At 32.7% G+C, this 15,711-nt stretch carries 10 protein-coding genes and 2 pseudogenes; 9 read left to right on the top strand and 3 right to left on the bottom strand.

What is annotated here, in order from left to right; genetic code table 11:
* Positions 1-112 precede the first annotated feature (112 nt).
* Genes A5878_RS10950 through A5878_RS10930 form a run of 5 tightly spaced genes read left to right on the top strand, consistent with a single transcriptional unit; the run spans position 113 to position 7,870 of the window.
* Positions 113-913, top strand: coding sequence for an ABC transporter permease (locus A5878_RS10950; protein ID WP_005229524.1), 801 nt, complete (start codon positions 113-115; stop codon positions 911-913).
* Between the two features lies 1 nt (position 914).
* Positions 915-2,144 carry an ABC transporter ATP-binding protein gene (locus A5878_RS10945; protein ID WP_010749353.1) on the top strand — a complete coding sequence of 410 codons (1,230 nt, stop codon included), beginning with the start codon at positions 915-917 and terminating at the stop codon, positions 2,142-2,144.
* A 26-nt stretch (positions 2,145-2,170) separates the two neighbouring features.
* Positions 2,171-5,245, top strand: coding sequence for a rhamnan synthesis F family protein (locus A5878_RS10940; protein WP_086295562.1), 3,075 nt, complete (start codon positions 2,171-2,173; stop codon positions 5,243-5,245).
* 46 nt (positions 5,246-5,291) lie between these two features.
* A complete protein-coding gene (locus tag A5878_RS10935) occupies positions 5,292-6,539 on the top strand; it encodes a glycosyltransferase family 4 protein (protein WP_060792927.1) in 1,248 nt (415 codons plus the stop codon).
* 20 nt (positions 6,540-6,559) lie between these two features.
* Complete coding sequence (locus A5878_RS10930) at positions 6,560-7,870, top strand: DUF2142 domain-containing protein (protein ID WP_086295560.1); 1,311 nt, start codon at positions 6,560-6,562, stop codon at positions 7,868-7,870.
* Between the two features lie 169 nt (positions 7,871-8,039).
* Here the strand turns inward: A5878_RS10930 and A5878_RS10925 are convergent.
* The 3 genes and pseudogenes from A5878_RS10925 to A5878_RS10915 form a co-directional block, all read right to left on the bottom strand.
* Positions 8,040-9,334, bottom strand: a pseudogene (locus tag A5878_RS10925) (ISL3 family transposase).
* 146 nt (positions 9,335-9,480) lie between these two features.
* Positions 9,481-9,834 (bottom strand): annotated as a pseudogene (locus A5878_RS10920) (transposase); the annotation flags it as partial.
* An 806-nt stretch (positions 9,835-10,640) separates the two neighbouring features.
* The gene (locus tag A5878_RS10915; protein ID WP_071859262.1) at positions 10,641-12,443 is read right to left on the bottom strand and encodes an LTA synthase family protein; all 1,803 of its coding nucleotides are present in this window, start codon (positions 12,441-12,443) and stop codon (positions 10,641-10,643) included.
* A gap of 236 nt (positions 12,444-12,679) precedes the next feature.
* Between A5878_RS10915 and A5878_RS10910 the strand changes: the two genes are divergently transcribed.
* From A5878_RS10910 to A5878_RS10895, 4 genes are read left to right on the top strand one after another with little or no spacing between them, the layout of a single operon-like run.
* On the top strand, positions 12,680-13,462 hold the full coding sequence (locus A5878_RS10910) for a glycosyltransferase family 2 protein (RefSeq protein WP_060792197.1): 783 nt from the start codon (positions 12,680-12,682) through the stop codon (positions 13,460-13,462).
* Positions 13,431-14,207, top strand: coding sequence for a glycosyltransferase family 2 protein (locus A5878_RS10905; RefSeq protein ID WP_051095375.1), 777 nt, complete (start codon positions 13,431-13,433; stop codon positions 14,205-14,207). Before A5878_RS10910 ends, A5878_RS10905 begins: the two co-directional genes overlap by 32 nt.
* A gap of 1 nt (position 14,208) precedes the next feature.
* Entirely contained in the window at positions 14,209-14,565 is a 357-nt protein-coding gene (locus A5878_RS10900) for a DUF2304 domain-containing protein (RefSeq protein ID WP_060792198.1), read from the top strand.
* On the top strand, positions 14,562-15,668 hold the full coding sequence (locus A5878_RS10895; RefSeq protein WP_060792199.1) for a glycosyltransferase: 1,107 nt from the start codon (positions 14,562-14,564) through the stop codon (positions 15,666-15,668). The genes A5878_RS10900 and A5878_RS10895 overlap by 4 nt, the downstream gene beginning before the upstream one ends.
* Positions 15,669-15,711 lie beyond the last annotated feature (43 nt).

Below are 15,711 nucleotides of genomic sequence, written 5' to 3'. Positions count from 1 at the left end.
TTTGAAATGATCTGGTAAAGGTTGAGAAAGAGGGGAATGTCGAGTATACTTTTTAAGGATAGCTTTAAAAAGTTTTACCGTAAAAAAGATTAGTGGAACCTTAAAGGAGAAAATGATGTTCGAGCGTAAAAATAGAATTTTATTGAAAGAATTAGTAAAAACCGATTTTAAACTAAGATATCAAGGAAGTATTATGGGCTATGTTTGGTCTGTTTTAAAGCCCTTGATGCTGTTTACTGTCATGTATGTGGTCTTTGTACGTTTTCTTAAATTTGGACAAGATGTTCCTCACTTTGAAGTGGCGTTACTTTTGGGAACCGTTCTATGGAGCTTTTTTAGCGAAACGACAAATTTAGGTATGTCATCAATCGTCACACGAGGCGATCTGCTTAGAAAACTAAGCTTTCCTACACATATCATTGTTATTGCTGTATCGATCAACGCCTTAATCAATCTAGTAATCAGCCTTGTGATCGTTCTTTTATTTGCGATGATCAATGGAGCGGATATTTCAATCTATGCTTTTTTAGCACCGCTGCTTCTGATTGAACTCTATGCCTTTTCATTGGGCGTGTCTTTTATTTTGGCAACAATCTATGTTAGGTTTCGGGACATTGGACCGATCTGGGAGGTTGTCCTTCAAGCGGGTTTTTACCTTACACCGTTAATTTACCCATTGACACTTGTAATGAATATGGACGTGAACATTGCCAAACTTTTGATGATGAATCCAATGGCTCAAATTATTCAAGATATGCGGCATATCTTAACAAGTACAAGCAATATTACGGTATGGCAATTAATAAATACGAATTGGATCGTCGCAATTCCATATGTTTTGCCATGGATCGTATTAGTTGCTGGCTACATGATTTTTAATAAAAATTCGAAAAAATTTGCGGAGATTATTTAATATGAATAATGAAATAGCAGTGAAAGTTGATCATATAGGAAAATCGTTTCGTCTTCCTACAGAAAGTACAACGAGTTTAAAAAGAACCATCGTTAATTATTTTAAAGGAATCAAAGGATATAATGAGCAAAAAGTCCTAAGAGATATTTCGTTTGAAGTGAATAAAGGAGATTTCTTTGGAATTGTCGGAAGAAATGGGAGTGGAAAATCAACCTTATTAAAGATTATCTCCCAAATTTATACACCTGAAAAAGGGTCTGTAGAAGTGAACGGAAAATTGGTTTCCTTCATCGAGTTAGGTGTTGGATTCAATCCAGAATTAACTGGGAGAGAGAATGTCTATTTGAATGGCGCTATGCTTGGTTTTTCCGAAAAAGAAGTGGATGGAATGTATTCCGATATCGTTGAGTTTGCGGAATTAACTGAATTTATGAATCAAAAATTAAAGAATTATTCAAGCGGCATGCAGGTTCGACTTGCGTTTTCTGTAGCGATTCAAGCGAAAAGCGATATTTTAGTCTTAGATGAAGTATTGGCTGTCGGGGATGAAGCGTTCCAAAGAAAATGCAATGACTATTTCATGAAGGCCAAAGATGAGAACAAGACCATTATCCTCGTGACTCACTCAATGGAATCTGTTCGTAAATACTGTAATAAAGCACTGATGATCGATAAAGGGGAAGTAAAAATCATCGGGACCCCAGATGATGTAGCAAATCAATATTCTTTAGACAATGTTACACAGACGGGGACCTCCACCGTTATTGAAAAAACAGACGATATCGATGTAAAGAAAGAAGAAGAGAACGATTACATTAAAGACTTCAAAGTACGGTTGCTATCAGATGAACTAATAGAGAAAGATCAAAAAAGAATAGCGTTTGAAGTTTCGTATGAAGTTTTAGAGGAAATGAAAACATATATAGCTTTTTCTTTAACGGATATTGATCGAAATATTTGGGTATATAATGACAATTCATTAGATCATATGACCACAGGCTTAGGGAAAAAAACTTTGCGTTATACATGTAATTTGAACGAAATGAATGGTTGCAAACTTCGGTTAGGTGTTTCAGTCAGAAATGAATCAGACCAACCATTCGCGTTCTCTGATAAGGAGAATTCACCTATTATAATTATTTCTCCAAAAAAAGAAATGTCTAAAAGCGAGAGAATTTCTTCTAGCGGATTAGTTAGACGAAATGGATCTTGGGAAGAAATCGAAATATAGTCTGGTAATGAGGTGGGCAAAACTTTATGGGGTTAGTATCTGTTATTGTGACATGTTACAATCACGAAAAATATATTGAACAATGTTTAAAAAGTGTACTTTCTCAAACATATCCTGAGATTGAACTGCTTGTTATAAATGATGGTTCAACTGATAAATCAGAAGAAATAATTCTTAAAACTCTTGAACTTTCTAACACAAAATATGAGTATATTTATCAAGAGAACAGTGGTGTTTGCGTAACAAGAAACCGTGGGTTAGATTGGATAAAGGGCAAATATGTTCTTTTTATTGACAGTGATAACTATCTCGATCCTGAGTTTATTGAAAAATTAGTTTCTTTGGCTGAAAGCGAAGAGGTCGATATAGTATATACCGACTTAATCAATGCTTCATCAAAAGAACTTTTCATGAAAGCCAGACCGTTCGAGCTTCAAGCCTATCTAACAAATAATTTTATTGATAATTGTTCACTAATACGAGCATCCATCATTAAAGATGTTCGTTATGACTTGAATTTAAACCGAAAAAAATTAGTTGATTATGATTTTATCATGAATTTAATTTTAGTTAATAAAGCAAAACCAAAAAAATGTGAAGAAGCTAAGCTGAATTATCGAGTACTAGCAAATTCGATTTCTAGGACCGGAGAGCATTCTTCTGATAAATTTTATTATGAAGTTTATTTTTATATATTAAGAAAACATATTGAAGACTATCCCAATGAAATTCTTAATGCAGTTTCACACAATACTATGATATTGGAAAATAGATTAAGCAATCTCACAAAACATTTGACTGAGTTAACAGAACATGTAAAGAATCAAGATCACGAAATTATCGTGAAAAACGATGAAAAAAAACTTTTAGAATTGGATAAGCAAAATCTGCTTGTTGAAAGAAAAGAGTTGGGTGAACATTTCTCTTATGAAATTGAAAAATATGAAAAAGAACAATTTACAATGAAACAAATTATTGCAACTTTGGAAAATGAGAAAAATGAAATTCGAAATTCAAATTCATATAAATTAGGGAATCTTTTCATCAAGCCGATACATTATGGATATCGCTTTATTAAAAATCCAGCTCTTGCTTTAAAAGTGTGGAGTAAATTAAAAGAGAACACAAGAAAATACTCAACAAAAGTTGTAAAACCCTCTACACTCCTGATGAGGGTTAAAAGGAGTGTAGAGAGAAAGAATAATAACTATGTTGCTCCATCAAGAATTTTGATTTTTGTTATTTATGAAGACAAAGAGAAATTACAAGAATATAAACTTCTTTTCTTGAAAGCATTTAAAGCTCTATGTACAGATCTCTTAATTATAGTAAATGGTGATTTACCAAGCTCGGATATTGAGCAGTTGGAACAATTAGGCCGTGTAGAAACCAGAGAAAATAAAGGATACGATACGGCAGCATTTAGACATGGAATTTTGTTTTTGGGTAAAGAGAAGCTTTTGGAATATGATGAGTTACTGTTAGTAAATGATACCAACATTGGACCTGTTGGTGAATTATCATCTATTTTTAAAAAAATGGCAGATAAAAAACTGGATTTTTGGGGTTTGACTTATGGAGAAGAATATAACGATTTTACTAATTTAAACAAATACGGCTATATTCCTAAACACTTACAGTCTTACTTCTTAGTAATAGAAAAGACATTGCTTTCTTATTCAGGGTTTTATTCTTATTGGGAAAAAATGAATGATACAAATTCAAGAGATAAAGCAATTGGTATGCACGAAACGGTATTCACAAAGCATTTTTCAGATTTAGGATTTAAGCATGGTGCGCTAACAGAAAAAAACGAGGATAGTGCAATGTATATCCATCCTCTTGAGATGCTTAAAGAGGGTATACCAGTAATCAAATATACTGCATTATCAAACTATACAAATGAGAAATTTATTTGGCAAGGCTTGAATAGGCAAACAGAAATCCCTAGTTTGGTAAAATATATAGAAGAAAAGACAGATTATCCTGTTAAAATCATCAAAGAGATCATAGAGGATATAAAGGAGAAAGATTCACAAAAGTATGTATTGATTATTGATGGTGTTGAAAATGTTATTCCACAACTGACAAAATATCGTGTTGAAAATAAAATTGAACAATTAAAAAATTTGAATTTTAGAGTGAAGTCTGTGGGACTTTCTGAGCTGAAAATTAGCGATGCAGAAAGAGCGAGCCATATTATAATTTATAGAGCGCCATATAATGAGATGCTGGTCAATTTGATTCAAGTGGCCAAAGAATTTAATAAGCCAGTTTTATATGATATTGATGATTTAGTGATTGATACGAAATACACTGACCAGCTTTCGTATGTTAAAGGATTATCTAAAATAGAGAAGCAAAATTATGATGCTGGCGTGACTAACTATGGAAAAATGCTGGTTCTATGTGATATTGCAATAGCTTCCACAGAAGATTTGAAAAAAGAGCTAAAAAAGTATAATACTAAAGTGTTGTTAAACCGTAACTTAGGCAGTGAGGAATTAATAAAGCTAAGCAATAATGCAGAAAAACTTAGTGATGCATCATGTGTTCATATTGGGTATTTTTCTGGATCAATTACTCATAACGAAAATTTTGAATTAATTATGCCGGCAATATTGAAAATTTTAGCTTCCTTTAATAACGTGAAATTACATTTAGCGGGTCATATCGATATTCCGAATGAGTTAAAAGAATATAGTGAACAAATTGTGATCCATCCATTTGTTGACTGGAGATTGCTGCCGCAACTTGTTAAAAATGTAGATATAAATCTTGCGCCGCTTGTCGACACTATATTTAACAGGGCAAAATCTGAAATTAAGTGGTTAGAAGCTGGGTTATTAAAAATTCCAACAATTGCCAGTAACATTGGATCATTCAAGGACATGATAATTGAAGGTGAAACTGGCATTTTAGTTGATTCATCTGAAGATTGGTTTGAAAAACTAGAGCTGCTTGTAACGAATGGAGAGTTGCGCAAAAAAATTGGACGTAACGCGTATAATTATGTTGTTAACAATTGTACGACAATTCAACATAACGATGAATTGACAGATTTTTTATCTGAAGAGGCAAAAAATAAAATAAACGATTAAATAAAATATTCTTTAGTATAGGTATGTTTTAAATGAAGGAGACAAGATGAAAACAATACTTTTCGTGTCACCAACGGGTACGCTCGATAATGGAGCAGAAATATCTATCGTCAACTTAATGAAGTTTTTAGCTGCAGAAGGATATCATGTAGTTAATGCAGCACCGATATATGGAGTTGCAACAGAAAATGATTATTCTAGATATTGTGAGTCCAATGGCATTGAATGCTATTTGATCAATAACCAACGTTGGTGGTGGGAAGATGCTCCCGCACATATATTTGGTTCAGAAGAAGAAAGAGTTGTTTCATATAGAGACACAATTAAGACATTAACCGAGATTATAAAAGAAAAACAAGTGGATGTGGTGATTACAAATACGGTAAATATGTTTCAAGGTGCTCTTGCTTCTTGTCTAGAATCTATTCCTCATATCTGGTTAATTCATGAATATCCAGAAAAAGAGTTTGCTTACTATAAGAATAAACTAGATTTTATTGATCAATTTTCCACGGATATATTTTCGGTCACAGGTGATTTAAACAATCATCTGAATAAATTATTTAATAGTAGAGAAATACTTCCTTTTGCGCCGTATACAGAACTAAAAAGTTCAAATATTCAAATAGGAAAGAAAAAAAGAATCGTTTCAGTTGGAAGAATAACCAAAAGAAAAAATCAATTGGAGCTAATTCGAGCATTCCATGAAATAAATAGAAAAGATATCGAACTAGTTTTTGTTGGCGGTTGGGATGAAGAGTATAAAAGAGAATGCGAACGATATATAAAGGAGCATACTATTGCATCAGTTTCTTTTACCGGGAATGTAGAGAATCCATGGGATATAGTTACAGATAAGGATATTTGTGTATTTACATCAAGTTTAGAGACATATGGATTAGTTTATGTAGAAGCTTTACTCAATGGTATTCCAGTGATCATTTCGGACAATCCAGGCCATTTATCTGCATATGAGATGTTTCAACATGGGAAAATATATCCATTAGGTAATATTGATTCGCTTGTAGAGGCTATTAATTATTTTATAGACAATTTTGAAGAAGTAAAAAGTAAATCAGAAATGTTCATTAAAACAGCGAAAGAAAAATATCAAATCAAGTCAGTTTATCATGTTTTAATAGAAAGAATAAATCAAGCAAAGACAAATGAACATGCTATAAGACACATAAAAAACTTATTAGTAATCAACGAAAAGAAAAGTAAATTAGCAAATCTAGAAATAAAAATAAGAACCTTTGTGCAGAGAGTGATGTATAAAATTAAAAATAAATAAATACTTAAGGGGTTAAAATAATGGTTCAAAACAAATTACGAGAACCGCAAGGGATTTTTCTCGTACTAGCAACTCTATTTATAGGGATTTCGGTATTTTTAATGCCTATTAATAGAGTGCCCGATGAGATGAACCATGCGAGAATGGCATGGAATTCAATATTTGTAAGAACTGACACGAGTTTTGATTGGATGAATAGTGTTAGTGCAGATACTGAAATTAACAAAAGTGAATATAAACAGTTGTTTACGGAAAAAATTGATTTATCCGAGGAAAAATTTCAACCAAGCTTTGAGTTGAAAAGAATTATGCATATTCCGCAAGTTTTAGGAATGATACTAGGAAGCATTGTTTATCCATCAATAGGCGTAATGGTAACATTGGGACGCTTATTTAACGCTGTATTTTATATAGCCAGTATGTATTTAATTATTACAAAGACTAGATACGGTAAATGGTCGATGGTGCTTTTATCTTTACTCCCTATAATGGTTCAACAAGCAGGATCATTATCTTATGATGCTGCAAACTTCGTAGCGATTCTTGGCTTTTTTGCCTTTTTAAGCTTAATGATTGAAAATCCTCAAATCAATTTAAAAAAGTTGTTTCAAATTTTGCTATTTGCTCTAGCACTATATATTACGAAAAGTAATAACTTTTTATTTCTATTGCTTCTGTTCCCAATCAATTTCATATTAGCAGGAAAACTTTCTCCTTTGGAGAAAGTTAATCAGCATATAAGAAAGTTGATCTTCAAATACAAATATATACTGATCGTCCTTTTGCTTGTTCTTGGGGGATTAGTAGGTATTAAAATGTTTGGTGGTATACAGGGAATTAAAGAATTACTGCTCGTTTTGGTGAGAACTCTATTTAATAATAATCTAAATGGACATTTAAACAGCATTTTAACCGTGGGTATGTTTGGTTATATTGGGTTGTTTTCGGTAGAAATCCCTTTGTGGATTATTTTTATAGATGTAGCTTTATTGGCTTTTATTTCTGCTCTGAATAGTGATTTTGAAATCAAGAAAATATTCGGATTTTCATCGTTAGCAATCATTGTAATTCAAATTTTGGCTATAATCGCTGGAATGTACTATGCTTGGACACCGCTAGTATTAGGAGAGAATGCAATAATTTCGGTAGGTGCACAAGGGAGATACTTTACTCCGTTTCTTATTTTTCTTGTTCCTTTTTTCATCTCATTAAAAGATAGCATAAAAGTCGAGATGAGTGAAAAGCTATTAAGGTTTGCTATAATATTAACTTTAGTATTCAATTTTATTGTTTCTACAGGCTTGGTTTTGGATACTTATTGGTTTTTATGATGGGAGAACTTATGAACAGGGTTGCTTATCTTTAGATTAGTTTTTTTTCTTTTCTAATTCATTTTCAGTATAGAAATTTGCTAATTCTGTTTTTTCAATAATAGATGAAATGAGTTGTGTAAAATCAAATCTGGGTCAGAATGAACCACATTCTGGCTCAGATTTTTTGTTATCTTACATTGATTAATTGATTGATCAAAAAGATTCTAATTCTCATGTTCTCGAATGATTTAAATCCGTAGGATACTCGTTTCATTGTCTTTATGTGGGTATTCTTCGCTTCAATTTTTCCATTGGAATAAGGATAGATCATTGCGTTGGTGATGCCTTCTTCATGGGTCAGAAGGTTTTGAAGCTTCTCCCGAAAGCCGTCATCTAACGTTTCGGGAAGTTCTGCCAATATGGAGAAAAATAAGTCAGGGTCTTTGTCTCGAAAGGCTTCAACTAATTCATGAAAAAAGGGATACGCCTCCTTCAGGGGCGTAGAAAACTCAAGCAAACGATCAATCATCATTGCTTCAGTAAGAAATGGGTATTTTGGTGCTCGGAAACTTTTCCATGTTTTGTATTCATAATGGTTGATGTTTGCACGATTTTTTAGCAAAAAGCGCCAGTTCTTTTTCAGTTTTTCTGCATGGCTTTTCTGCCCAGCTTTACGAAGTTCATTCATTTCACGGATACGCAACTCATTGAACGCTTGATTCATGTGTTTGACAATATGAAACCGATCAATCACTACTTTCGCATTTGGCAGAACACGTTTGGTGAGCTGGAAGTAGGCAGCGTTCATGTCTGTAACCAAGAATTCTACTTCTTCTGGATTGGTACAACCTAAGAAATAGCTTGTTAATCGGGGTAATTTACGCGTAGGCAAAACATCAATTAATTTTCCTGTTTCGCCATCTGCGCAAATAAAGCTCATCTTATCTTCTATGGAAGCGTGCGAACGAAATTCATCAACCATCAATACACTGGGGAGAATCATTTTAGATTGCTTTGGCAAATAGCTTTTAAACTCTTTCAACGTACGAATAACGGTGGTCAAAGATACCTGACAGCTTTTCGCAATAAAAGATAAAGATACTTTTTCAGTTAGTAAAGAAGCAATTTTATATCTAACATGATTTGCGATTGAATGTCTGGGTTGGACAAAATAACTTTGAGCCGTCCAATGGGTGCGACAGTTTTTACAGGTATAGCGTTGCTTTTTAGGCGCATAACCAAAGGCATATGATTGTATTGTTCAAAACGGACAATCGTTTCCTTTTTTCCATTTTTCACTATAATTGCTTTCCCGTTTCCATCTACCACAGTAGTACCACAACTTCTACAAGCACGAGGAGTAGGCGAGAGAACCGCATCGACGACCAACGTCTTTTTCTTCTGAAGGGTCTCGTAAGAGACCTCTGTAATCATCAAATCTTTCTCTATTATTCTCAGCATTTTTTTGATAGAATCATTCATATAGCATATCGTTCTCTCAGTTGTTTATTTTGTGGTGATTTAATCATACTAGAGAACGATATATTTTTTAATACCTAAAATGAAAATGGGACTGAAGAATCAATTCTGATTCATCAGTCCCATAAATTATAGAGTCAGATTTTTTGTTATCTCACATTGATTAATTGATTGATCAAAAAGATTCTAATTCTCATGTTCTCGAATGATTTAAATCCGTAGGATACTCGTTTCATTGTCTTTATGTGGGTATTCTTCGCTTCTATTTTTCCATTGGAATAAGGATAGATCATTGCGTTGGTGATGCCTTCTTCATAGGTAAGGAGGTTTTGAAACTTTTCCCGAAAGCTGTCATCTAACGTTTCGGGAAGTTCTGCCAATAAGGAGAAAAATAAGTCAGGGTCTTTGTCTCGAAAGGCTTCAACTAATTCATGAAAAAAGGGATACGCCTCCTTCCAGGGCGTAGAAAAGTCAAGCAATCGATCAATCATCATCGTTTCTGTCCCATAAAAATTATAGAGGCTGATTTTTTGAGGAGAATGATTAGGCGGTTGAGAAATAGAAAGCCTTATTCTCATTACATGATATAAATATCTTTTGATGTCATGTTGTAACAGGAAACTTGAAATGCTTTTAATTTTCACTTTATAGATAATGGGATTATAAGAAGTCTGTTAAAATAAAATTTCGCTTTTTTACCAAAAAAATATTCATATAATTATATTATGATTAAAATAAAAAAAGGTGATAAATCAAGCAGCATTCTTTTTTAATTTACCTCTACTCACAATATAGTTGATTTAATAAATATTAAGGTAATAATCGCTCCTTAAAGAATCGATGTAAAAAAGGTATTTTAAGAAAACTTTTTTATGTACAAAAGTAGTATAAACGAGAGGATATTATGATTGACTTGCAATTCTGTCATGCAGGTCACCTTAGAAAGTGTAATTTGGCTGATACATAAAAAGTGGTTGTGGACAATCAAGAAAAATCTCCCCTCTTCCAGTTGCTACTATATATTTTTTATTTTAAGAGCGGATGTGAAATATTGTTGTTATTTGAAAAAAGAGTTTATAGATTAGACCAGCAAAATATTTTTGGATTTTGAATCGTGTTTAAAAAAAATATTAGATTTCTATCAGAATATATTATTTCAAAAACTACTTAATCATATAGCTAACAAGAAAGTGATCTTTCTGACATGTTGCTTTGAGCAAGCGAAAAAAAAGACAAAAACATCACTTGGATGCTTTTGTCGGGGCGATTTATGAAGTATTCCATGCAGCAGCGATCGATATATTTTTCACTAATTATTACTATTTGTATTTATGGTAAGATCCGAACCTTTCATTATATACTTATTATAAAAACTTGAGTTTTTACTTAATTCAGAGGTAAATGTCTCGTATCCCAAGAATTCCATTAAAGTATTAGTATCAGAATATAAATTAGTACCTAGTCCTATTCGGTCGCCTTCTATTTGTACGCCTAGTGCGGCCAATGTTGTAGGGAAAAGATCGAGTGTGCTAAATTGACGCTCAGTGTTATTTAATGTAGTAATAGGAGAGTTGATGAATAAATTAAAAACCGTTCTCTGGTAAGTTTCTTCTATTGAAGCGAAGTAACCTTGGTCCATATTTAAATGGTCTCCAGCAATAACAATAGTTGTATTTTCATAAAATGGCTGTGCTTTTATCCAAGCAATAAAGTCGCCAATCATCTGATCCGAATAATAAATAACATTGCTAAGCTGTTCATCAAAAATCTCAGGTGTATTTTCATTTTTGTATCCATCTGGAAAATGAGTATCTGCCGTTAGCATAGTCAAATTAAATGGCTGGTCTAGTGATGCTTGTTCCAAAAGTGTGTTTTTCGCAAATTCAAAGAGTTTCTCATCCTCATATCCCCACCATACTTTTCTATCTTTTGGTATCCAACCATGGTCATTAGCATAATTATAATCCCGTATCTCGTAGTCTCCATGTTGCTCATAAAATTTCTTCCTACCGCCAAAATCGGCGTCTGACCCCAATAATAAAATTTGGTTATATCCGTTGTCATGTAATATGTCACCTATAGAGGTAATTCCTGGCATGAAATGTTCAGTATTGCCATAGTCGTTTTCACTATATCCGCCGGTCACACGTAAAGGCACGCCTGTGCTTTGTCCAACCATTCCTCCTACCGTAAATCCAACACCAGGAACTTGAATTGCCCCCCCTAACAGCTTTTGGTTGGAGAAATTTAGTCCATCTGAATATGAGAGTTCTGTGATATTAGGCATTAAATTTTCTTGTTGGGCGCCTCCAACAGCTGACGAAAGATAAGTTGTCTCTAAGGACTCAACAAAAATATAAATCAAGTTTCTCTTGTCCTCAGGAAAAGTTATAGAAATCGAATTTGGATCAACATAAAAATCTTCATATATAGTTGATTTTTCAAAAAAGTAAGCTTTCAATTCATTAAAACCAAGTTTATTAAGGCCTAATACTATATTTGCTAACAATAAAATTACTGTAAAAAAAATAGAAAGAAAGCATGATTTTTTTGAAAATTTGACTATTCTAGTGGTTTTCGAAGAACGAATCATAATCATGAAATAGAGTAGAATGATGATAATTTGTGTAATGACTATAGAGTTTAGTAAAGGACCTAAAAGATATGCGTAAATCTGTCCTTGATCAGTTCCAGTTAGCGGTTGAGAAAGTGTATAAAAAATTTCATCTATTCCAACGTTTCCGAAGTAGCTTTTAGTCCAATAGGCGCTATTAGAGGCCAAAAAACCTAAAAATGTCAACAATATCAGTAGTAGTGAAAGTGCAACATATTTTTTATCAATCTTTATAGGTTTCTCAAGCCAATAGTTTGAACCAAATCTAAAAATTGCATAGAAAATTATCGCAAGGACTAATGAGAGTATGGTCCTTACAACCGTACCATTTTCTGAAACCCTTTCTAAAAAAAGTACGACTCGAGTAAAATTGGATGAAATAAAAGTACTAAGGGTGAAATGAAAGCTAGCAATAAAAAAAGCGAAAAAAAGCCGCTTCAAAAAGGTAGAGCGACAGTAAAAAAACAAAATAAAAAAAAGACCCAGGCTTATAAGCATTTAAAAAATCCTCCCAGAAAAAACTGTTTTAGAAATAAGTGTCGTTAGCAAAAAGTTTAATATAAATCTTCGATTAAGTAAATTATTTCATTAAATACAATCTTAAAAAGATGAAGTATGATAAAGTAAGAAAAGGTTATATATTTTATTTGATTATTGAGATTTATTTAGAAGTCGAGTATAATTTTAAAGATTGAGTTTGTAGCGGCAGCTCTAGAATAGGAAAGGGGAAGAGAATGCATACCTTTGTAATTTGTGCATATAAGGAATCGCCATTTTTAATAAAATGTATTGAATCTTGTAAGAATCAGACGAGTGTTTTAAATAATAATTCCAAGATAATAATGTACACAAGCACGCCAAACGAATATATAAAGAAAATTTCTGGACAATATGGGATCCCTTTATTTATAAAAGAGGGAGGCAGTATTGGAAAGGATTGGAACAATGCTTTGTCTGTGGTAGAAACAAGATATGCGACAATTATTCATCAAGACGATCTCTACTTGTCAAACTATGGAGAAAAAATATTGAATTCTTTCGAAGAAAACAATAATCTTAATATAGTATTTTGTGATTATGAAGAAATTGATGAGCAAGACAACATAAGAGAACGGAATGTTAATTTGAAAATAAAGACCTTCGGATTGCATTTACTGAGTTTGTTGCCATACAAGAAATATCAGCGCAGAATATATGCTTTTGGTAATTTTATATGTTGCCCAGCTGTATCATATGATTTAGATCGGTTAAAAGATTTTTCTTTTAATGAATCTTTAAGAATGGCGGTTGATTGGGATGCTTGGGAACGCATAATGAAGCGCCATGGAGAAATATTATACATTCCTGAACGTTTGATGTATCATCGTATCCACTCAGAATCAGAAACAACGGTTAATACAGTTTCAAAGACAAGAGAAGCTGAGGAATACGAATTGTACCAACGTTACTGGGGAAAGACTATTGCGAAGTTATTGATGAAATATTATGTTAATAACCAAAAGAGCAATCAACTATGAAAATAAGGATGAGATAAAATTGAATCCCAAAATATTGTTAATCATTCCAGCCTATAATGAGGCGGACGGTATTGAAGATGTTATCCGCAAAGTAAATGATTATAGAAAAAATTATAAATATATCCTTGATTACATTGTAATAAACGACGGCTCAACTGACAATGAAGAAGAAATCCTTCGAAAAAATGATATCAACCATGTTGAACTTGTTAATAATCTTGGTATTGGTGGAGCAGTTCAGACCGGGTACATTTATGCTTTAGAAAATGATTACGACATCGCTGTTCAGTTTGATGGGGATGGACAGCATGATATTCAAAGTCTACCTAATTTGATAGAGCCTCTCATAAATGACGTAGCTGATTTTACTGTTGGTTCAAGATTTGTTTCTGATAGTAAATCTAGTTTTAAATCCACTGGTGCCAGGCAGGCAGGAATAAAAATTTTATCCAATTTAATTTATATGCTGACTGGTCTAAGAATAAAGGATGTTACAAGCGGTTATCGAGCGGGCAACAGAAAAGTTATAGAACAATTTGTTAGTAGATACCCAAGTCAATATCCAGAACCTGAGAGTTATATGCATTTAATTGCGAAAAACATTAGAGTAAAAGAAGTCGGCGTTAGAATGTTTGAGAGGACTAGTGGGAAATCAAGCATTCATTTGTTGGACTCAGTTGCCTATATGTTTAATGTTTCGATCTCTATATTGATTGCTTCTTTGATTGAGAGGGAGGATAAGTAATATGCCAATACAGCTCCAAATAATTGCTATTTTTTTAGCAATTGGTTTTTTATTGTTAACGATATTTTTAATTCGGAAAGATCATGCAGAAGTCAGACAAATGAATAAGTGGTTATTTTTAAGCGTAATCATGATTTTTGGCGCTTTGTTTCCCAGTTTAGGAACAAAAATTGCTCACTCATTTGGTATCACCACACTGACTTCATTAGCATTGTTTACATTAACTGCTTTTTTGTTATTTATTGCTTTAACAAGCAGTATTGCCTTGATAAATACCCAACGTCAAATTAAAACATTGACACAGCAATTGTCACTTTTAAAACATGAAATAAATAAATTAAAAAAGGAGAAACAATGAGAGGCGTATATCTATCGCAAGATTTATCGCATGCTGGTGGTATAGAGAAAAAAATCTATAAACAAATCGAAGAATTTGAAAAGAACAATTTTACTATATATAAGGCGATTAATCCCAAGAGAAATATATTTCACCTAATTCGCAATGTTATCCCATTTTTTTCTAAACAATATTTTATGTCTGATAATATTAATTGGATTGAATATGACTTTGTTTATATAAGAAAAGGCGCCGTCTTAGACAAAAGTGTTATTGACTTATTAACTAAAATAAAATTACAGAATCCGCAGATTCTTATTATTATGGAAATTCCGACATATCCTTACATAAATGAATTCAAGGGTTTGCTTAAATGGATTATAAAAAGCAAAGAAAAATTATGGGTTCCTAAGTTGAAATTGTATGTTGATTTGTTCGTTACTTATTCCGACGATAAAAAAATCTATGATATTCCATGCTTAAATATTTCAAATGCATACGACTTTCCGGAGCGTCCGCCATTAATTAAATGTTCGAGTGATTCAATACAACTCTTAGGCGTAGCTGCGCTATGCTTTTACCATGGTTATGATAGAGTCATCGAAGGGTTGAATAATTATTATCAATCAAGTAAATCACAACGCCAGATTCAGTTTCAACTAGTTGGTGATGGTCCTGTGCTTAAAGAATATGAACAATTGGTTAAAAAATATCAATTAGAAGACAAGGTTACGTTTCATGGTAGAATAGCATTTTCCGATTTAGATCGATTTTATCAGACAGCAGATATTGGAATTGACTCTTTGGCTCGTCATAGATCGGGTGTTTTTTATAATAGTAGTTTAAAAGGAAAGGAATATTTAGCAAAAGGTTTACCTATTATATCAGGGGTTAAAACAGAGCTGGATTCAGAAAATTTATCTTTTTATTACAAAATTCCCAATGACGATACACCGCTAGATATTGAAAAAGTCGTTGAATGGTATGATTCTTTGAGAAAAAACATGTCGAAGAAAGAACTGACAAACTTCATATACAAATATGGTAAGTCAAACTATACGTTTGAAAAAACGTTTCAGCCTGTGGTGGATTATTTAAAAGAACGAGAGACTAAAAGAAAATAAATTTTACTTTGTTGGTTTGCTATCCAATGGTTCAATCAGCGAG

Origin of the sequence: Enterococcus sp. 3G6_DIV0642 (genome assembly GCF_002140635.1) — a bacterium.
GTDB classification, from domain to species: domain Bacteria; phylum Bacillota; class Bacilli; order Lactobacillales; family Enterococcaceae; genus Enterococcus_D; species Enterococcus_D casseliflavus.
This window is presented reverse-complemented; position numbering and strand designations above follow the sequence as displayed.